Here is a 17,563-nt window from a genome sequence, read left to right as displayed (position 1 = left end):
AGCCACTGCAAAAACAAACGGCCCCTCGCGGGGCCGTTTTTCATGGTGAATCCGTCTGCGCGGATCAGCCCTTTTCGGCCAGCAGCATCTTGATGTCGTCGGTCAAGGCCTGTGCACCCGAGCCATAGCGCGAGAACACCCGCACCCGTCCTTGGGTGTCAAAGATGAAGCTGGCGGCTGTGTGGTCCATGGTGTAAGTCTCGGCCGTCTTACCTGGCACCTTGGCGAAGTAGACCTTGAACTCCTTGGCGGCAGCCTTGACCTGCTCCTCGCTGCCGCGCAAGGCCACGAAGCTCGGGTCGAAGCTGGCGAGATAAGCCTTCAACAAGACGGCGGTGTCGCGCTCGGGATCGACTGAGACGAAGATGCCCTGAACCCGATCGCCATCAGCTCCAAGTGAGCGTTTGACCTCGGCCAACTCAGCCATGGTGGTCGGGCAGACATCGGGGCATTGTGTGTAGCCGAAGAACACCACCAGCACCTTGCCCTTGAAGTCCGCCAGGCTGCGGTTGCGGCCATCCAGATCGGGCAGGTTCAGGCTGCGCGCATATTCGGCCCCCGTCAGGTCCACACCTTTGAACACCGGCCGGCTGCCTGCGCCCAAGCCCAGTTGATCGCAAGCGACCAGACTGCCCGCTAACAACGCGCCCACAGACAAACGTAGCAGAGCGCGTTTGGAACACATCGGTTTCATCTCTCGGGTCCGTTCAAGGCAGCAGGTAGTGATCAAGCAAGAGCGCCGCGAACAAGAGCGACAGATGCCAGATGGAAAAGCGGAAGGTGGAGCGCGCCAGTTCGTCGGAATACTCACGCCAGAGCTGCCAGGCGTAGGCGCAAAAACCCAGGCCCAGGGCCAGGGCGCTGATGAGATAGATCCAGCCGCTCATGCCGGTCAGGAAAGGCAAGAGCGTGGCCGCCAACAGAATCCAGGTATAGAGAAAGATCTGCAGCCGGGTGTACTCACCGCCATGGGTGACAGGCAGCATGGGCAGGCCGGACTTGCGGTAGTCCTCGACCCGGTAGAGCGCCAAGGCCCAGAAATGCGGCGGCGTCCAGAGAAAAATGATCAGGCACAGGATCAGGGCCTCGGGGCCCACTTCACCGCGCAGTGCGGCCCATCCCAGGACCGGCGGCATGGCGCCCGAAGCGCCACCAATGACGATGTTTTGCGGCGTCATCGGCTTGAGGATCACGGTGTAGACCACCGCGTAGCCGACAAAGGTGGCAAAGGTCAGCCACATGGTCAGCGGATTGACCCAAAACCACAGAATGGCCGAGCCCAAGCCGCACAGCAGAGCAGAAAACGTCAAGGTTTGCACCCGACTCAACTGGCCCTTGGCCGTCGCGCGCCAGGCGGTGCGCTTCATCTTGGCGTCGATCTGTTGCTCGATCAGGCAGTTGAAGGCGGCCGCTGCCCCGGCCACCAGCCAGATGCCAGCAGTGGCCGCAAGGATGCTGAGCCACTGGTCTGCGCTCGGCAGGCCGGGCACAGCCAGGGCCATGCCGATGACGGCACAGAACACGATCAGCTGAACCACCCGAGGCTTGGTCAGTTGGTAGAACTGTTGCCAACGCGAACTCGCGGGTCCGGGCACAGTGACGGAGGGAGTGGAAGACATAAGGGCTCAGGGTATCGAGATTCTTGAATCAAGGGCAGTTTGTTTGCTGGCGACCGCCGCAGAGCGCTGCGGCAGCCCTCGGCCCTGCTGCATCTGGGCCAGCATAGAACCCAGCAGCAGCAAAAGCATGGCCGCGCCGCCGGTATGCGCCAGGGCCGCAACGATGGGCCAGTCCAGCACCACATTGGACATGCCGCTGATCAACTGCCAGGCCGCCACCAGCGACAGCCGGCGCGGCCAGTGGCCGGCATCAGGGGAGGCGCGCAAACGCCAGACAAACAGCAGCAAAGCCGTGAAAACCACCAGGGCACCGAGGCGGTGGCTCATATGGATGGCGGTCAGAGCCTCAAACGGCAGCCATCCGCCGTCGGCACCGACACCCAGCTCGCGCCACAGGGTGAAGCCGTGGGCGAAATCCATGGACGGCCACCATTGACCGGCCTGACAGGTCGGGAACTCGGAACAGGCGAGCACGGCGTAATTCGTGCTGACCCAGCCGCCCAGGCTGACCTGCATGACACTCAGTAGCAGCAAGCCCCAGCCCGCCCAGCGCAAGCCACGGCTCACGACCATGGGCTGCGGGCGGTAGCCCTGTGCCTGCCAGGCCAGCAAGACGAGCAGACCCAAGCCGCCCAGCAGGTGCAGGGTGACGATGGCCGGGAATAATTTCATGGTGACCGTCAGCTTGCCGAAGGCACCTTGCATGCAGACCCAGACCAAGGTCAGACTGGCCCAGCCCGGCGACACAGACACGCCCTCAGCCTGCCTGCGCTGCCGCCACCACTGACGCCAGCTCTGCACGCAGAGCACCAGAATCAGGAAACCGACGCTGCTGGCCAGGTAGCGATGGATCATCTCGATCCAGGCCTTGCCATGGGTGACCGGGCCACTGGGCAAGGCGCTCTGGGCGGCATGGATCTCTTCGCGTGCACCCAGCGGACTGGCGCTGCCATAGCAGCCCGGCCAATCGGGGCAGCCCAGGCCCGAATCGGTCAGGCGCGTGAAGGCCCCGAACAGGACCAAGTCAAAGGTCAGGAACAAGGTCAGCAGGGTCAGGGCGCGCAGCCGTTCCTGCGGCGTGGCCGAGCGCGAGCGTAGGTGCCACCAAAGCAGGGGTGCACAAGCCAGCAAGGCACCCAGGCCAGCCAGCTGCCACAAAGGGGAGAGATCAACCGGTGCCGTCGTCATTGCGTGTCGCAGCCTCAACGGCCCTCTTTGTCCCAACCCGCATTGGCCTTGAGCAGGCGATTCAAATCACCCTTGAGCTTGGACGGGTCGGGCTGAGGCGGCGCCCGCAGCATCCAGCGCCCCATCGGATCCACCAGGAAGACATGATCCTGCAAGGTCTGGCCCTCGGCCGGCTTGAGCCAGGCCTGCAACTCGGCGCGCGGCGCACGCAAGATGGTCACAGCAACGCCCTGACTGAGCGCCTTCAGCAGCTCCGGCCGAGGGAGGGGCGAATCCTCAGGCAGCAGCCAGAGCTTGTCGACCTTGTCGCGCTCCTTGCCCAGCATCTCGCGCAACTGGCGCTGCAGGAAAAAACGGCGCTCGCAGGCTTCGTCGCAGCCGCCCTCCTGAACCAGGGTCAGCAGCCACTGGCCTTTCAGGCTGTCGGCGGCGACCGGCTTGCCCTGGAGATCCTGCAGATGCAGCGTGGCCGGCAAGTCGACCGTGGGCACGATCAGATCGGCATAGGCACGGCCACTCGGCTGCACCACATAGAAAGTGAAATAGGACGCCAGTACCGGCGCGGCACAGGCGGCCAGCACCATCAGCATGCGAAGCCGTCCGCCCCGCTTGTGCTGCGCCTCGGCCAGTCCCTGCGAGGTCGGCAGGCTGTGCACCGTCAAGGTCAAGCCTTCCGCCTCAGGAGCGAGCTTGGCTGCGGTGGGAGCGGATGCGGGGGCGGATTGTTTGGAACCAGACATAAAGACCCAGAAGCAGCGCGCAAAGCGCAAACCATTGAAAAGCGTAACCGTAGTGTTTCTGCAGACCGACATCTTGCGCGGGCCAGTCCCGCATCAAACCGTCAGCGGCCGGCCCGCTTGCGGCGGCATCGGGCAGTTGCAGCACGGTCAGGGGCAGCAATTCGCGGCCCAGGCTGCGCGCCAGCACTGCAGGGTCGAGATTCTGCCGGATCGACCCTTCGCTCGCCGCGCTGAACTCGTATGCACGCGAAGGCGCTGCGGTCAAACGCCCGAACAGCTCAATCTCGCCCTCAGGCGTTTGCACCAGCGGAAGCCGGCTGCGTTCGCGCGCGTCACGCGGGCCCCAGCCACGCTGGACCAGAATCAACTCGCTGCGGCCGCTGATCTGGAAAGGCGTCACGACAAAAAAGCCGACCCGCCCGTTCATCGGCCGGTTGTCCAGGAAGACGGTGTGCTCCGGCAGCCAATGTCCGCGCAGGCGCACGGTCCGGTGCAACTGCGCCTGCGCTTCCGGAGCCTTCATAGCCAAGTCCGCGCCCAGCAAGCTGGGCTGCTGGCCACGCGCCGCAACAGCCGCCTGCAAGGCCTTCTTCTCGGCCGCACGGTCCAGCTGCCACCAGCCCAGCCGGGCCGTCAGCGCCATGGCCAACAGAGTCAGCAGCAAGACAAGCAGACGCCGGTGGGCAGTGCTCAGGCGAGCCATCGCTTCCACCCTCCCGGCGCATAATCCCCGACCATGAAAACCATCGTCATCCTCGCCTTCATCGGCATCCTGGGCGCCCTGGCGGCGGCCGGCCTGTTCATGTTCAAGAACGGCAACCGCGAGCAGCGCGGACCGAATATGGCCCGAGCACTGGCACTGCGCGTGGGGCTTTCCGTGGCCCTGTTCCTCTTCATCCTGCTCAGCTATCTGATGGGCTGGATCGAGCCGACCGGTCTGCCGCTCCAGCGCTGACAGCGCCCCGCCCTGCCCTGCCCACAGTCTCAGCAGCACTGCTCAGAAAAAAAGCGCCGCGAATTGCGGCGCTTTTTTCTGGCCGGCTGGCTGGCCGATTACATCCAGTAGACGATGAAATACAGGCCCAACCAGACCACGTCCACGAAGTGCCAGTACCAAGCCGCGCCTTCGAAGCCGAAATGGCGGTCCTTGGTGAAGTGACCCTTCTGCAGGCGCAGTGTGATGAAGAGCAACATCAGCATGCCCACGAACACGTGGAAGCCGTGAAAGCCGGTCAGCATGAAGAAAGTCGAGCCATAGACGCCCGAGCTCAGCTTCAGATTCAGGTCGGCGTAGGCGTGAGAATACTCGTATCCTTGCACGCACAAGAACACGATGCCAAGGATGACGGTCAGCCACATGAAGGCGATGGTCTTGCTGCGGTTGCCAGCAATCAAAGCATGGTGAGCGATCGTCAACGTCACGCCCGAAGTCAGCAACAAAGCGGTGTTGATGGTCGGCAACGGCCAGGGGCCCATTGTGCTGAAAGGCTCGACGATCCCGGCCGGCGAAGCCGTCATGCCGGCGGCAACGCTGGGCCACAGAGCCTTGAAATCGGGCCACAACAGCGCATTCTCCAGGCTACCCAGATTCGGCACGGCATGGACCCGAGCCCAGTACAGCGCACCAAAGAAGGCGGCGAAGAACATCACCTCCGAGAAGATGAACCAGCCCATGCTCCAGCGGAAGGACAGGTCGATGCGGTCGCTGTACAAGCCGCTCTCGCTTTCACGGATGGCGTCGCCAAACCACTGCTTGAGCACCACGGCCCACCAGAGCAGGCCGAAGATCAGCGAGTACTTGCCCCAATCATGGTCGTTGATCCACTGGCCTGCGCCGAGGATCACGAAGAACAGGCCGATGGCCGCCATCACCGGATGGCGCGAGGGCCCTGGCACAAAGTAGTAAGGGGTCTTGCCCGTGGTAGTCGCTGCCGACATTTCTTTTCTCCTCGAACTAAATTCAGTCCTGCTGATGACGCTAGAAAGCTTGCAAAACTCAAGCGCCGGCGACCCCGCTGCCTATGACCCATTGGACCAAGAGCACCAGCACCAGCACGAATAAAACGGCCCCGATCACCCCGGCAATGATCACATGCACGGGATTGAGTTGGGCCACATCTTTCTCATAGTCGGCGCCGCGACGCACGCCGAAGAAGGACCAAGCTACCGCCCGCATCGTTTGCACAAACGACGCCGGCCGTGCCACGGCTTGCTTCAAATCTTCACCCGCTTGGCTCATGAGCGGCCCTCTTTGCCCGGCACGCTGGACTGCACGGCCTGCTGCTTGCCCTTGCCCGCCACCTCAAAGAAGGTGTAGGACAGGGTGATGGTCTTGACGTCTTTGGGCAACTTGGGGTCGATCACAAAGGCCACCGGCCACTGCTTCATTTCCCCCGGCTGCAAGGTGTACTCGTTGAAGCAAAAGCACTCGAGCTTGTTGAAATGCGCTGTCGCCTGCTTGGGCGCATAACTCGGAATCGCCTGGGCAGACATGACCCGGTTCTGCACATTGCGGAACTCGTACATCACCGTGGTCAGCTCGCCGGGATGCACCACCGCGTGAGACACCGCGGGCTTGAACTCCCAGGGGCCACGTGCATTGGCATCGAACTCGATGGTGATCTTGCGGCTGTAGTCGATCTGGCCGTTCTTCACGTCCTCGGCGCGCACCGCGTGCTGACGCTCACTGAGCGACAGCACATTGATGCCCAAGGCGGAGCAGATGGCGTTGTAGAGCGGCACCAGCGCGTAGCCGAAGCCGAACATCATCGTCACCACCACCAGCAGCTTGCCGACCAGGTGCAAGTTGTCCCTGCGCAGGGCAGAAGCCAAGGTCCACGGCAACTTGGGTTTGCTCATGTCGGGCTCAGAACCCCAGCAGGGCGATCTTGGTCACGAAGCCCAGTCCAAAGACCAGGGCCACAGTGAACAAGACCAGCGCCAAGCGCTTGTTGCTCTTGCGTTGCTCGGGCGTCGGGCTCATGGTTTCAGCCAATCACCTTGGTGGCGCTGGCGTTCAGCTTGGGCGGTTCTTCAAAAGTGTGGAAAGGAGCCGGCGACGGCACTTCCCATTCCAGGCCTTCGGCAGCTTCCCAGGGGCGCTGCGGAGCCTTCTCACCCTTGCCGCGCATCATAGGAATGACCACGAACAGGAAGAAATACACCTGCATCAAACCGAAACCAAAGGCGCCGACCGAAGCGATGGCGTTGAAGTCAGTGAACTGAACCGGATAGTCGGCGTAACGACGGGGCATGCCGGCCAGACCCAGGAAGTGCATGGGGAAGAAGGTGATGTTGAAAGTGATCAGCGAGCCCCAGAAGTGGATCTTGCCGCGGGTCTCGCTGTACATCACGCCAGTCCATTTCGGACCCCAGAAGTACACGCCAGCGAACAGGGCGTACAGGGAACCGGCCACCAGCACATAGTGGAAGTGGGCCACGACGTAATAGGTGTCCTGCACCTGGATGTCGATCGGCGCCATGGCCAAGATCAAGCCCGTGAAGCCACCCATGGTGAACACGAAGATGAAGCCAACGGCCCACAACATCGGAACTTCGAAAGTCATCGAACCGCGCCACATCGTGGCCAGCCAGTTGAAGATCTTCACGCCCGTAGGCACAGCGATCAGCATGGTCGCGTACATGAAGAACAGCTGGCCCGTCACCGGCATGCCGGTGGCAAACATGTGGTGTGCCCAGACGATGAAGGACAAGATGGCGATCGAGGCGGTCGCGTACACCATGGAGGCGTAGCCGAACAACTTCTTGCGCGCGAAGGTCGGAACGATCTGGCTGACGATGCCGAAGGCCGGCAAGATCATGATGTAAACCTCGGGGTGACCGAAGAACCAGAAGATGTGCTGGTACATCACCGGGTCACCGCCGCCAGCCGGGCTGAAGAAGCTGGTGCCGAAGTGACGGTCGGTCAGGGTCATGGTGATGGCACCGGCCAGCACAGGCATGACAGCGATCAGCAGGTAGGCCGTGATCAGCCAGGTCCAGCAGAACATCGGCATCTTCATCAGCGTCATGCCAGGCGCGCGCATGTTCAAGATGGTGACGATGATGTTGATCGAACCCATGATGGACGAGGCGCCCAGGATGTGCATGGCGAAGATGCCGGCATCCATGGACGGGCCCATTTGAAGGGTCAGAGGTGCGTACAGCGTCCAGCCGGCCGCAGGAGCACCGCCAGGCATGAAGAAGGACGCCACCAGCATCAGCGCGGCCGGAATCATCAGCCAGAAGCTGAAGTTATTCATGCGCGCGAAGGCCATGTCCGAAGCACCGATCTGCAACGGAATCATCCAGTTCGCGAAGCCCACGAAGGCCGGCATGATGGCGCCGAACACCATGATCAGGCCGTGCATGGTGGTGAACTGGTTGAACAGTTCCGGATTGAAGAACTGCAGACCGGGCTGGAACAACTCAGCGCGGATGCACAGCGCCAAGATGCCGCCGATCATCAGCATGGTGAACGAGAACAGCAGGTACAGGGTACCGATGTCCTTGTGATTGGTCGCGAAGACCCAACGACGCCAGCCCGTCGGGGCATGGTGATCGTGGTGGTCATGGTCATGAACGTCATGACCGTGGTGGTCAAGCACTGCACTCATCTTGTTTCCTTTATCAACGCTTGTCGACGTTCAGCCAATCACTTGCGCGCGGCCAGCACTTCAGCCGGTTGCACCGCTTGACCGGTCTTGTTGGACCAGCTGTTCTTGGTATAGGTGATCACGGCAGCGATCTCGGTGTCGCTCAACTGCTTCCAGGCCGGCATGGCGTTCTGGCCATTCAGCAGGACAGCCACTTGCTTGAGCTTGTCGTCGTTCAGCACCACGGCCGAACCATCCAAGGCCTTGATCGGACCAGCGCCCTTGCCGTCAGCCTTGTGGCAGACCGCGCAGTTGGCCGTATAGACCTTCTCGCCACGAGCCACCAGAGCCGCTTGCTCCCAGACTTTGCTCGGATCGTCCGCCTTGGCAGCCAGCTCCTTCTTCTTGCCGTCCACCCACTTGGAGTAGTCCTCAGCGGACACCACCTTCACATGGATGGGCATGTAGGCGTGTTCCTTGCCACACAGCTCAGCGCACTGACCGTAGAAGTCACCGATCTTTTCCGCCTTGAACCAGGTGTCACGCACGAAGCCGGGAATGGCATCTTGCTTGACGCCGAAAGCCGGCACCATCCAGGCATGGATCACGTCATTGGCGGTGGTGATGATGCGAACCTTCTTGTTGACGGGCACGACCAGGGGGTTGTCCACCTTGAGCAGGTAGTCGTCGCCTTCGGGCTTGCCGGCATCCGACATGGCGCGCTGCGCAGTGTCCAGAGTTGCCAAGAAGCCAATGCCCTCGCCTTCACCCTTGATGTAGTCGTAACCCCATTTCCACTGGTAGCCCGTGGCCTTGATGGTCAGGTCGGCATTGGTGGTGTCCTTCATGGCGACCACCACCTTGGTGGCCGGCAGGGCCATCAAGATGACGATGATGAAGGGCACGACGGTCCAGGCGATTTCAACTTTCACGCTCTCGTGGAAGTTGGCCGACACCGCGCCCTTGGACTTGCGATGCTTGAAGATGGAATAGAACATCACGCCGAACACAGCCACAAAAATGGCCAGGCAGATGATCAGCATGAAGTTGTGCAACCACATTTGGTCCGCCGCGATGCGGGTGACCGGGGGGTGCAGATTGAGCTGATTGACGGCGGGGCCACCCGGCAGATCTTGGACCGCCTGGGCCGCCACGGCCGAATGGGCCGCCAGCGTCGCGCCTGCCGCCAGGGCCACCTGTGCCAAGCGGCGCGCGGCCTGATGCACTCGTGTGTTCATCATCATCATGGTCGTCACTCTTGTTTCAAATTCGTCTCATGAGAGCCCTGGCGTGAACCCGCTTCACTGCCCGGCTTGCCCAACGATGCGACCGCTACAGCGCTTGTTTTTGAGGCTTGTCAAAGACGCTGGCAAGGCCTGACCCTAAAGTCACGGAGCATGCATTTTGGCTAAATGCGAATTTTAGCCTACGACTCTCTTGCTCACTGTCTCTTTAGCCGCATCAAGCCCCGGATCGGCGCACCATCGCGCGCATCTGCTCCAAAGACAGGCTAGTTTCGGGGCTCACCCGCACTTTCGGCATTGCCTTGAAGGCATGGCCGTAGACAATTTCGAGGCTCAGGTGCAGTCGGCCGTCAGGTCGGCGCAAGGTTTCCAAGGCTCCCAGCAACTTGCGGTGCCAGGTCTTGCCTCGACAACCCGCAAACCGATCCGGCGCGACATTGCCGCCAAGCAGTCGCAGATCCCTGAGCAGGTCCACCGGCTGCGCCCAGGTCAACTGAATCCGCTCCTGATCCATGACCGGATCGGCAAAGCCAGCGGCAACCAGGAGGTCGCCGATATCGTGCATGTCCCACCAGACCGGCCCTGGGCGACCCCAGCCCTGCCGGGCAAACAAGGGCCGCAACTCGACCAGGCTGTCTGGGCCGAAGCAGGAAAACATCAGGAAGCCGTCGACCTGCAAAGCCGAATGCCAGGCCGCCAGCGTGGCCGGCGGATCCGGCATGTTGTGCAAGGCCAGATTGGCCCAGACCAACCCGACTTGACCATGCCCGGCCAGCTCCTCTGGGGCCAGCACCTGCAAGGCGGGCGCACGACCGAGCGCCGATTGCCACCATGGAGTCTTTTGCAGCGCACGCGCGCGCAGCTGCAAGTCCAGCGTGGGCTCGACATCGGCATGTTCGGCCTGCGGATAGGCCAGACGCAAGGCCTCGTTGCCGCCGCCGAGCAGACCCGACCATTGCAGAACTCGCGCCGGCTGCAGCTTGATGATGGCCAGCCGCTCGGCCATGCGCTTCGCCACCTCCAGGCTCAACCATGAAGCCTGCCCATGCGCGGCCAAGCGCCGCGCATGCCGCTGCAGAGCGATGGGATCAAGTTGCTGGGGCCGCGGTAGCTGGGGCGCGGGGGACGCTTCGGTCCTAGGGGTAGACAAGGGTTCGGCCATGGGCCGGCAGTATATTGAGCGCCATGCTGACCCGGCGCCTCGCTCCCGTCAAACCCGCTTTTGTCGAGCGGGTGTTGATGCGCTGCCCGGGGCAATGCGCGGTCTGCCGGGCCTGGTCACGGCAACAAGTCTGCAGCGAATGCTTGCTGCGCTATGCCAGACCGGTGCCTCGTTGCTGGACCTGTGCTGCACGCTTGCCACCGGCCCTGGCCGGGCGCCGTGAGGCCAAATGTGGCGGCTGCCTGCGTGATCCGCCACCACTGGACCGCAGCATCGCCGCGCTCGACTACAGCTTCCCCTGGGACGGACTGCTCCAGCACTACAAGTTTCATCAGGCCATCGAACTCCGCGAGACCCTGCTGGATCGACTGAATCAGGCCCTCAATATCGCCGAAGCGGAAGCACCTGACCTGCTACTTCCCGTGCCGCTGTCGCCTCGCCGCTTGCGTGAGCGCGGCTACAACCAGAGCTTCGAACTGGCGCGGGCCCTGGCCCGCCGACGCAAGCTGACCTGCGAACCCGAACTGTTGCTGCGCGTGCGCAGCACGACGCAACAGGCCCAGCTGCCGCTCAAGGAAAGGGGCAAGAATGTGAGACAAGCCTTCGCCGTCGAACCCGGGCGGATCGGCGAGCTGCGCGGCTGCCATGTCGTCGTGCTCGATGATGTGATGACCAGCGGCGCCACTTTGTTCGAAATCGCCCGGGTGCTGCGCCAAGCAGGCGCCCTCAATGTGCAGGCCTGGGTGGTCGCCCGCACGCCCGACACCTCGCTGGACTGAGCCCCCCTCCTCCCTTCTTCTTTTTCGCTCGGCACCTCCGCCGCACTCAGCCATGTTCCATATCGTTCTGGTCCAACCGGAAATCCCGCCCAATACCGGCAATGTCATCCGTTTGGCCGCCAACACCGGCTGCAGCCTCCACCTGATCGAGCCCCTGGGCTTCTCCATGGAGGACCGCCTGCTGCAACGCGCCGGGCTCGACTATCACGAGTACACGGCCGTGCTGCGCCATCGCGACTGGGCCAGCTTCCTGGCCACTGCGCAACCAGCGCCGGAGCGCCTGTTCGCCTTCACCACCAAGGGCAGCCGACCCTTGGCCGATATCCGCTGGCAAGCAGGCGACTTCCTGGTCTTCGGCTCGGAAACCGCGGGCCTGGCGCCCGAGCTACGCGAACAGTTCCCCGAGCCACAGCGGGTGCGACTGCCCATGCGCCCTGGTCAGCGCAGCCTCAACCTGAGCAATAGCGTGGCCGTGGCCGTGTTCGAAGCCTGGCGACAGAACGGCTACGAGGGCAGCGCTCCCTGAGGCTCAGTCGCCGCGTACGCCTGCGGCCTTGATCACCTGAGCCCAGTGCTGGCGGTCGGAGCGCATCAAATTGAGCGCTCCCTCAGGTGCCGTACCCAGGGCACTGAAGTACAAGCCCAGGAGTTTGTTGCGGAAGGACTCGCTGCGACAAATGCGCAGCAACTCCGCCGACAGGCGCTCGACCACAGCATTCGGCGTGCGCGCCGGCGCCATCAAGGCCTGCCAGGAAATGGCCTCAAAGCCCGGGTAGCCCAGCTCGACCAAGGTCGGCAGCTCCGGCAATGCCGCCACCCGCCCCAGGCTGCTGACGGCCAGCGCCTGCAGCTTGCCAGCACGCACCTGCGCCATGGCAAGACCCGGCACCATGAAGGCCGCCTGCAACTCGCCACTGAGCAAGGCATTGAGCACCTGCGGAAAGCCGGCATAGGGCACATGGGTCATGGCCAAACCACTGCGCGCCTTGAACGACTCCATGGCCAGGTGCGAGGCACTGCCATTGCCGACGCTGCCGTAATTCCAGGCCCCGCGCTGGGCCTGGGCCTGACGCACAAAATCAGCGCAATCGCGTGCCGCCACGCCGGCACCCAGCACCAGCACATTGGGCGAACTGGCGACCAGACCGATGGGCCGCAAATCACGCTGCGGGTCGTAGGGCAGCTTGGGGTTGAGCAGGGGCGCCGTGACCAGGGGCCCCTGAATGGTCATCAGCAAGGTATAGCCGTCGGGCCCGGCCTGGGCGGCCAAGCCGGTGCCGATATTGCCACCAGCACCGGGTCGGTTGTCGACCAGCACGACCTGCCCCAGGGCCGCCGCCAAGGGCTCCGCCAGCCAGCGAGCGACCAGATCGGGCGAACTGCCGGCGGGAAAGGGCACGATGAGCTTGATCGGCCGGGCCGCTGGCCAGACCGGGTCAGCCGCCGAGGCGGCCTTTGAACCAAACAAGCTGGCTAAGGCCAGCAGCAAGCGTCGGCGCGAGTTGAGATTCAGGCTGGCGGCCATCGCTCAGTGCTCGGCCCTGGCCTCGCGGCCCATCAGCAGGTCCACCGCATCGACGGGACTCAGACGCCCTTCCAGAACCGCCACCACCGCCTCGGTGATGGGCATGTCCACACCCTTGGCTCGGGCGCGAGCCAGCACCGTTGGCGCGCTGTAAACACCCTCGGCCACATGACCGAGATCACGCAGAATCTGCGCCAGCGGCAGGCCATCGGCCAGCAGCAGGCCGACCCGGCGGTTGCGCGACAGATCGCCTGTGGCGGTGAGCACCAAATCACCCATGCCCGACAAGCCCATGAAGGTCTCGCCGCGCGCCCCCAGGGCCAAACCCAGGCGCAGCATTTCGGCCAAGCCGCGGGTGATCAAGGCCGCGCGGGCATTGAGCCCGGGGGCATCAAGCAATCGGCCGCTCGCCTCGGCGCGCAAGCGCAGGCCGTCGGCCGCACCGACGGCAATCGCCATCACATTCTTGACCGCGCCGCCGACCTCGACGCCGACCGGATCGGCTGAGGTGTAGACACGAAGGCGCTCGCTGTGGAAAGCCGCGACCGCCGCCTGGGCCAGCGCTTCGTCCTCGCTGGCGGCCACCAGCGCGGTAGGCTGACCGGCCGCCACTTCCTGGGCAAAGCTGGGCCCGGACAGAATGCCGACGCGCAGCCGCGGCTGCACGGCGCGGGCAATCTCATGGCCGAGCAGACCGGTGCCGGCCTCAAACCCTTTGCACAGCCAGAGCACCTGAGCGCCGTCGGGCAGCGAAGCCAGCATGGCGCGCAAGCCGGCCATGGGTGCGGCAACCACGACCAGCCCAGGCACTTCGCCGGCGCTGGCGTGGGCCACGGCGCGCGCCAGATCGGCCTCCAATTGCAAGGCGTCCGGCAACCGGGTGTCCGGCAGATAGGCCCGGTTGCAGCGTTCGGCCTGCATGGCGGCGACGGCCGCCGCATCGCGCGCCCACAACACCACCTCATGGCGGGCGGCGGCCTGCACCGCCAAAGCCGTGCCCCAGGCACCGGCCCCAAGAATACTGATCTTCATGACTGCAGCTTAATCCTCAAACATGCGTTCCACACCTTCTGGTGGGTTCTGTTTGAACCATGCAAAACGCCCCCGACCGTCGAACAGTGGGGGCGTCATGAATCCAAGGCAGTCGCTGAGAGCCGTGGCCCTTGCGGGCCCGCGGCCAAGCGCCGGCCAGACGCTCAGTTCAGCGTCGGTGCCACGGCGGCATCACCGCCAGCAGCAGCGTCACGCGCGGCCTGCTGAGCTTCGAACATGGCCTGGAAGTTGACTTCAGTCAGCAGCACGGGCGGGAAGCCCGCGCGGGTGCAGACGTCAGACACGACGGCGCGCAGATACGGGTAAATCATCTGCGGGCAGACGATGCCCAGAATGCCTTCGGTCTGTTCTTGGGGCACGTTGCGAATCTCGAAGATACCGGCTTGTTTGGCCTCGATCAGGAACAAGGTCTTGTCGCCAACCTTGGTCGTGACGGTAGCGGTGACAGCCACCTCGAAGATGCCTTCGGCCACCGGCTCAGCAGCCAGGGCCAGGTTGATGTCGACCTGGGGCTGTGTCTGCTCCAGCAGGATCTGCGGCGCATTGGGCTGTTCCAGCGACAGATCCTTCAGGTACATGCGCTGAATCTGGAAGACGGGGGTGTTGTTCTCTTCGGCCATGATGGGTTTCCAAAAAAGTAAAGGCCCGCCAGCGTCGGTGCTGCGGGCAGCGGCGCCGATTATGGCGCAGCGAATATTTCAGTCTGTGGGGGTCTGCCCGCTCTTGAAAAGCAGCGGTCGGGCGCCAAGCCCATTCCGCCCAGTGCGGTTCGCTCAGGCCGCTTGCAGCAAAGCCTGCAAACCACCGCGTTGGTCGAGCGCGATCAGGTCATCGCAACCGCCGACATGGGTGCTGCCAATGAAAATTTGCGGCACGGTACGGCGACCGGTCAGCGCCACCATCGCGTCGCGCTCTGCCGGGTTCTGATCGATACGAATTTCCTCGATCTGCTCGACGCCACGCTGCTTGAGCAAGGACTTGGCCCGCACACAGTAGGGGCAGACCTGGGTGGTGTACATCTTGACGTGGCTCATGGCCCATTCCTCGAAAAACTAGGGAAGCTGATGCCGCGCGGGCCCCTTGACCCAAACGCCGCAAGCCGAACTCAGGCGGACTTCTCGACCGGCAAATTCGCTTCACGCCAGGCGCTCAAGCCGCCGGCCAAAGGCTGAGCCTTTTCGTAGCCGAGCTTGCGCAGCTGTGCCGCGGCACGGGCAGCGCGAGCACCGCTCTGGCAGACCACGACCAGGGGCAGGGTCTTGTTGCTGGGCAGGCTTTTGTGTCCTTCCAGCGCCGCCAGAGGAATGTTGCGAGCACCGGCAACATGGCCGGCGGCAAACTCAGCCGGCTCGCAGACGTCGATCACCACCGCCTTCTCGCGGTTCAGCAAACGCACCGCCTCGGCCGTGTTGACGGCCGCACCTTGCGCGCCCTGGGCCAGCGTGGGCCAGAGCAAAAGGCCGCCAGACGTCAGCGCGGCCAAGACCAAAATCCAGTTGTCGAGCAAGAAGTTCAAAGGGCTGCGTCCGTGAGGCGTCCGTGAAAAGAAGACCCCGATTATAGAAAGCCCGCCGGTGCTCAGCAGCGGCGGGCTTGAAGACCCTCATGGGCCTGAGTTGGCGGCGCCTGCGCCGCCGGCGCTTGATCAGCGCAGTTTGAAGGTCGCAACTGCGGCCTGCAGTGCCTGGGCTTGCTGCTCCAGGCTGCTGGCCGCCGCTGCGGCTTCTTCCACCAACGCCGCATTCTGCTGCGTCATCTGGTCGAGCTGGACCACCGACTGGTTGACCAGGCCGATGCCCTGGCTTTGTTCACCCGAGGCGGCTGTGACCTCGCCGATGATGTCCGACACCCGCTGCACGCTGGCCACGATCTCGGTCATGGTGGCACCGGCATCTCGCACCAGGCGACTGCCCGATTCGACGCGGTCGACACTGGCGCCGATCAAGGACTTGATCTCCTTGGCCGCTTCGGCCGAGCGCTGCGCCAGAGAGCGCACTTCGCTGGCCACCACGGCAAAGCCACGGCCCTGCTCGCCGGCACGCGCCGCTTCCACGGCCGCGTTCAGCGCCAGGATATTGGTCTGGAAGGCGATGCCATCGATCACGCCAATGATGTCGTTGATCTTTTTGGAGCTGGTGTTGATCTCTTCCATGGTGGAGACCACCTGGCTGACCACTTCCCCGCCCTTGCGCGCCACCGTGGCAGCCGAACCCGCCAGCTGATTGGCCTGGGCGGCCGCATCGGCGCTCTGACGCACGGTGTCGGTCAGGGTCTGCATATTGCCCGAGGTCTGTTCCAGAGAAGTCGCCTGCTTTTCGGTGCGCACCGAGAGGTCATGGTTGCCGACCGCGATTTCACGCGAGGCCACGGACATCGAGTCCGTGCCCATGCGCACATCGCTGACGATGGCAGCCAAGCCTTGCGACATGGCACGCACGGCGTCCAGCAAACTGCCCTCAGCCCCAGGGGCCACATGAATGTCCTGAGACAGATCGCCATCAGCCATCTGACGCATCACATCACGGGCGTATTCCGGCTCCCCGCCCAGCTGACGCCAGACACTGCCGATCACCAGGAAGGAACCGACACCGAGCGACACCACCACCACCAGACCACTGACGAAGATCGCCAGCAAGCTGGCGGACACGCCACCTTCGGCCTTGAGCAGCCCACTGTCGAAGCCCTCGCTGGCCTCCACGCGCGCCGCCTTGACCTCGGTCTCCAGTGCCTTCAATGCCGCTTGCATCTTGGGAATCGCGCCGGCTTGATCGCCCTGCTTGATCCCCAGGAACAACTCCGCCGTGTCGACCGAAGCAGCAAAGTAAGCATCAAAGCCCTTCTTCAGCTTGGCACCCGTGTCGGCCTTGCCCTCAATCTTGGCAATTGCCGACAGGAGCTTTTGGATGCTGGAGGCGCGTTCCTTGGCCTCGTCCAGACGCTTTTTCTCGCCCTCCGCCACGGCACTCTGAATGGTGGCGCCCAATGCTTCCAGCTGAGCGGCCAGTTGCGTCGTCGCGTCAACATACGGATAGTGCACGCTGCCGACCGCATTGATGGCTGACGAGGTCCGAGCCGAAAAAGCCCAGACCACGGCGATGCCGATGGCGAAAATCAGTGCAGCAAACACAGGCAAGAGCCAGATTCTGGTCTTTACATTCATTCGAACCTCCAGTGCATGTGCGCCCAGCCCATCGGCGCACCAGGATTGAGCGTCAAATCAGTCTACGCTCAAGACCACCTTGACGCTGCCGTCGACGGCGGATTTCTCGATATAGCCAATCGCATCCGGATTGGCGGCGACGAACTTCTTCACTTCGGCGGCCGATGCCAATTCCTTGGGCGGAGTAGCCTTGCCCGAGAACACCAGGCGCGACCAGGCCGCCTTGACCTGTGGCGCCTGCTTGCCCGTGACCTTGCTGTAGAACTGATCGCGGGTGCCGGCGCTTTCCGGCAGGTCCACGGCTGCCGCCGCGGCACCACTGGGCAAGGTATTGGATTTGCCGAGGAAGATGCTGGCGACTTGGTCGGCCGTCATGGTGGCGGCGGCATTCTTCGGGTTGACGATCACGGCCACCTGGGCCTGGGCCAGCGGCAAGGCGCACAAGAGCGTGAGGGCTGCGCAGACCTGGATTTGCTTGAGTTGCTTCATGGTTGGCCC

General features: G+C 63.4%; 22 protein-coding genes. 3 read left to right on the top strand and 19 right to left on the bottom strand.

The window, feature by feature from the left end:
* Positions 1–64: 64 nt before the first annotated feature.
* Genes LNV23_RS14400 through LNV23_RS14380 form a run of 5 tightly spaced genes read right to left on the bottom strand, consistent with a single transcriptional unit; the run spans position 65 to position 4,250 of the window.
* Positions 65–685, bottom strand: a complete 621-nt coding sequence (locus tag LNV23_RS14400) for an SCO family protein (RefSeq protein ID WP_263563598.1) — start codon at positions 683–685, stop codon at positions 65–67.
* 22 nt (positions 686–707) lie between these two features.
* A complete protein-coding gene (cyoE, locus tag LNV23_RS14395; protein ID WP_263563597.1) occupies positions 708–1,619 on the bottom strand; it encodes a heme o synthase in 912 nt (303 codons plus the stop codon).
* Positions 1,620–1,625: 6 nt separating this feature from the next.
* On the bottom strand, positions 1,626–2,807 hold the full coding sequence (locus LNV23_RS14390; RefSeq protein ID WP_263563596.1) for a COX15/CtaA family protein: 1,182 nt from the start codon (positions 2,805–2,807) through the stop codon (positions 1,626–1,628).
* A 14-nt stretch (positions 2,808–2,821) separates the two neighbouring features.
* Positions 2,822–3,463: an SCO family protein gene (locus LNV23_RS14385; protein ID WP_318023243.1), complete on the bottom strand. Its 642-nt coding sequence runs from the start codon at positions 3,461–3,463 to the stop codon at positions 2,822–2,824.
* A 22-nt stretch (positions 3,464–3,485) separates the two neighbouring features.
* Entirely contained in the window at positions 3,486–4,250 is a 765-nt protein-coding gene (locus LNV23_RS14380) for an SURF1 family protein (RefSeq protein WP_263563594.1), read from the bottom strand.
* Between the two features lie 33 nt (positions 4,251–4,283).
* Between LNV23_RS14380 and LNV23_RS14375 the strand changes: the two genes are divergently transcribed.
* Positions 4,284–4,502, top strand: a complete 219-nt coding sequence (locus LNV23_RS14375; RefSeq protein WP_263517076.1) for a DUF2909 domain-containing protein — start codon at positions 4,284–4,286, stop codon at positions 4,500–4,502.
* A gap of 98 nt (positions 4,503–4,600) precedes the next feature.
* Here LNV23_RS14375 and LNV23_RS14370 read toward each other — a convergent pair whose 3' ends face one another.
* The 7 genes from LNV23_RS14370 to LNV23_RS14340 form a co-directional block, all read right to left on the bottom strand.
* Complete coding sequence (locus tag LNV23_RS14370) at positions 4,601–5,485, bottom strand: cytochrome c oxidase subunit 3 (RefSeq protein WP_263563593.1); 885 nt, start codon at positions 5,483–5,485, stop codon at positions 4,601–4,603.
* A 58-nt stretch (positions 5,486–5,543) separates the two neighbouring features.
* Positions 5,544–5,786, bottom strand: a complete 243-nt coding sequence (locus LNV23_RS14365) for a DUF2970 domain-containing protein (protein WP_263563592.1) — start codon at positions 5,784–5,786, stop codon at positions 5,544–5,546.
* Positions 5,783–6,406, bottom strand: a complete 624-nt coding sequence (locus LNV23_RS14360; protein ID WP_263563591.1) for a cytochrome c oxidase assembly protein — start codon at positions 6,404–6,406, stop codon at positions 5,783–5,785. The genes LNV23_RS14365 and LNV23_RS14360 overlap by 4 nt, the downstream gene beginning before the upstream one ends.
* Before the next feature lie 7 nt (positions 6,407–6,413).
* The gene (locus LNV23_RS14355; RefSeq protein ID WP_263563590.1) at positions 6,414–6,530 is read right to left on the bottom strand and encodes a cytochrome oxidase small assembly protein; all 117 of its coding nucleotides are present in this window, start codon (positions 6,528–6,530) and stop codon (positions 6,414–6,416) included.
* A gap of 4 nt (positions 6,531–6,534) precedes the next feature.
* On the bottom strand, positions 6,535–8,163 hold the full coding sequence (ctaD, locus tag LNV23_RS14350; RefSeq protein ID WP_263563589.1) for a cytochrome c oxidase subunit I: 1,629 nt from the start codon (positions 8,161–8,163) through the stop codon (positions 6,535–6,537).
* Between the two features lie 38 nt (positions 8,164–8,201).
* A complete protein-coding gene (coxB, locus tag LNV23_RS14345) occupies positions 8,202–9,368 on the bottom strand; it encodes a cytochrome c oxidase subunit II (protein ID WP_411910586.1) in 1,167 nt (388 codons plus the stop codon).
* Positions 9,369–9,603: 235 nt separating this feature from the next.
* Positions 9,604–10,392 (bottom strand): class I SAM-dependent methyltransferase, encoded by a 789-nt coding sequence (locus tag LNV23_RS14340; protein ID WP_263563588.1) that lies wholly within the window; start codon positions 10,390–10,392, stop codon positions 9,604–9,606.
* Positions 10,393–10,571: 179 nt separating this feature from the next.
* On the opposite strand from LNV23_RS14340, the gene LNV23_RS14335 reads away from it, so the two are divergent.
* Together LNV23_RS14335 and LNV23_RS14330 are read left to right on the top strand one after the other, a co-directional pair.
* Positions 10,572–11,327 (top strand): ComF family protein, encoded by a 756-nt coding sequence (locus tag LNV23_RS14335; RefSeq protein ID WP_263563587.1) that lies wholly within the window; start codon positions 10,572–10,574, stop codon positions 11,325–11,327.
* A 52-nt stretch (positions 11,328–11,379) separates the two neighbouring features.
* Positions 11,380–11,853, top strand: a complete 474-nt coding sequence (locus LNV23_RS14330; RefSeq protein WP_263517068.1) for a tRNA (cytidine(34)-2'-O)-methyltransferase — start codon at positions 11,380–11,382, stop codon at positions 11,851–11,853.
* Positions 11,854–11,856: 3 nt separating this feature from the next.
* Here the strand turns inward: LNV23_RS14330 and LNV23_RS14325 are convergent, their stop codons facing one another.
* From LNV23_RS14325 to LNV23_RS14295, 7 genes are all read right to left on the bottom strand, one after another.
* A complete protein-coding gene (locus LNV23_RS14325) occupies positions 11,857–12,852 on the bottom strand; it encodes a Bug family tripartite tricarboxylate transporter substrate binding protein (RefSeq protein WP_263563586.1) in 996 nt (331 codons plus the stop codon).
* Between the two features lie 3 nt (positions 12,853–12,855).
* Entirely contained in the window at positions 12,856–13,884 is a 1,029-nt protein-coding gene (locus LNV23_RS14320; protein ID WP_263563585.1) for an NAD(P)H-dependent glycerol-3-phosphate dehydrogenase, read from the bottom strand.
* Positions 13,885–14,048: 164 nt separating this feature from the next.
* Positions 14,049–14,525: a protein-export chaperone SecB gene (gene secB, locus LNV23_RS14315; RefSeq protein ID WP_263563584.1), complete on the bottom strand. Its 477-nt coding sequence runs from the start codon at positions 14,523–14,525 to the stop codon at positions 14,049–14,051.
* 153 nt (positions 14,526–14,678) lie between these two features.
* On the bottom strand, positions 14,679–14,939 hold the full coding sequence (gene grxC, locus LNV23_RS14310; RefSeq protein ID WP_263563583.1) for a glutaredoxin 3: 261 nt from the start codon (positions 14,937–14,939) through the stop codon (positions 14,679–14,681).
* 71 nt (positions 14,940–15,010) lie between these two features.
* Positions 15,011–15,421 carry a rhodanese-like domain-containing protein gene (locus LNV23_RS14305; protein ID WP_263563582.1) on the bottom strand — a complete coding sequence of 137 codons (411 nt, stop codon included), beginning with the start codon at positions 15,419–15,421 and terminating at the stop codon, positions 15,011–15,013.
* Between the two features lie 129 nt (positions 15,422–15,550).
* A complete protein-coding gene (locus tag LNV23_RS23985; protein ID WP_318023237.1) occupies positions 15,551–17,065 on the bottom strand; it encodes a methyl-accepting chemotaxis protein in 1,515 nt (504 codons plus the stop codon).
* A gap of 57 nt (positions 17,066–17,122) precedes the next feature.
* Positions 17,123–17,554: a type 2 periplasmic-binding domain-containing protein gene (locus LNV23_RS14295; RefSeq protein WP_263563581.1), complete on the bottom strand. Its 432-nt coding sequence runs from the start codon at positions 17,552–17,554 to the stop codon at positions 17,123–17,125.
* Positions 17,555–17,563: the final 9 nt, after the last annotated feature.

The organism is Kinneretia sp. DJ1R-11 (assembly GCF_025717595.1).
Taxonomy (GTDB): Bacteria; Pseudomonadota; Gammaproteobacteria; order Burkholderiales; family Burkholderiaceae_C; genus Paucibacter_A.
This window is presented reverse-complemented; position numbering and strand designations above follow the sequence as displayed.

Excerpts from the sequence above, each read along its gene's own strand:
- LNV23_RS14380 (WP_263563594.1), bottom strand. The coding sequence starts at position 4,250 with ATGGCTCGCCTGAGCACTGCCCACCGGCGTCTGCTTGTCTTGCTGCTG.
- grxC (WP_263563583.1), bottom strand. The coding sequence starts at position 14,939 with ATGAGCCACGTCAAGATGTACACCACCCAGGTCTGCCCCTACTGTGTG.
- LNV23_RS14325 (WP_263563586.1), bottom strand. The coding sequence starts at position 12,852 with ATGGCCGCCAGCCTGAATCTCAACTCGCGCCGACGCTTGCTGCTGGCC.
- secB (WP_263563584.1), bottom strand. The coding sequence starts at position 14,525 with ATGGCCGAAGAGAACAACACCCCCGTCTTCCAGATTCAGCGCATGTAC.
- cyoE (WP_263563597.1), bottom strand. The coding sequence starts at position 1,619 with ATGTCTTCCACTCCCTCCGTCACTGTGCCCGGACCCGCGAGTTCGCGT.
- LNV23_RS14355 (WP_263563590.1), bottom strand. The coding sequence starts at position 6,530 with ATGAGCCCGACGCCCGAGCAACGCAAGAGCAACAAGCGCTTGGCGCTG.
- LNV23_RS14365 (WP_263563592.1), bottom strand. The coding sequence starts at position 5,786 with ATGAGCCAAGCGGGTGAAGATTTGAAGCAAGCCGTGGCACGGCCGGCG.
- LNV23_RS23985 (WP_318023237.1), bottom strand. The coding sequence starts at position 17,065 with ATGAATGTAAAGACCAGAATCTGGCTCTTGCCTGTGTTTGCTGCACTG.
- LNV23_RS14320 (WP_263563585.1), bottom strand. The coding sequence starts at position 13,884 with ATGAAGATCAGTATTCTTGGGGCCGGTGCCTGGGGCACGGCTTTGGCG.
- LNV23_RS14400 (WP_263563598.1), bottom strand. The coding sequence starts at position 685 with ATGTGTTCCAAACGCGCTCTGCTACGTTTGTCTGTGGGCGCGTTGTTA.
- LNV23_RS14340 (WP_263563588.1), bottom strand. The coding sequence starts at position 10,392 with ATGGCCGAGCGGCTGGCCATCATCAAGCTGCAGCCGGCGCGAGTTCTG.
- LNV23_RS14335 (WP_263563587.1), top strand. The coding sequence starts at position 10,572 with ATGCTGACCCGGCGCCTCGCTCCCGTCAAACCCGCTTTTGTCGAGCGG.
- ctaD (WP_263563589.1), bottom strand. The coding sequence starts at position 8,163 with ATGAGTGCAGTGCTTGACCACCACGGTCATGACGTTCATGACCATGAC.
- LNV23_RS14360 (WP_263563591.1), bottom strand. The coding sequence starts at position 6,406 with ATGAGCAAACCCAAGTTGCCGTGGACCTTGGCTTCTGCCCTGCGCAGG.
- LNV23_RS14295 (WP_263563581.1), bottom strand. The coding sequence starts at position 17,554 with ATGAAGCAACTCAAGCAAATCCAGGTCTGCGCAGCCCTCACGCTCTTG.
- LNV23_RS14330 (WP_263517068.1), top strand. The coding sequence starts at position 11,380 with ATGTTCCATATCGTTCTGGTCCAACCGGAAATCCCGCCCAATACCGGC.
- LNV23_RS14375 (WP_263517076.1), top strand. The coding sequence starts at position 4,284 with ATGAAAACCATCGTCATCCTCGCCTTCATCGGCATCCTGGGCGCCCTG.
- LNV23_RS14370 (WP_263563593.1), bottom strand. The coding sequence starts at position 5,485 with ATGTCGGCAGCGACTACCACGGGCAAGACCCCTTACTACTTTGTGCCA.
- LNV23_RS14390 (WP_263563596.1), bottom strand. The coding sequence starts at position 2,807 with ATGACGACGGCACCGGTTGATCTCTCCCCTTTGTGGCAGCTGGCTGGC.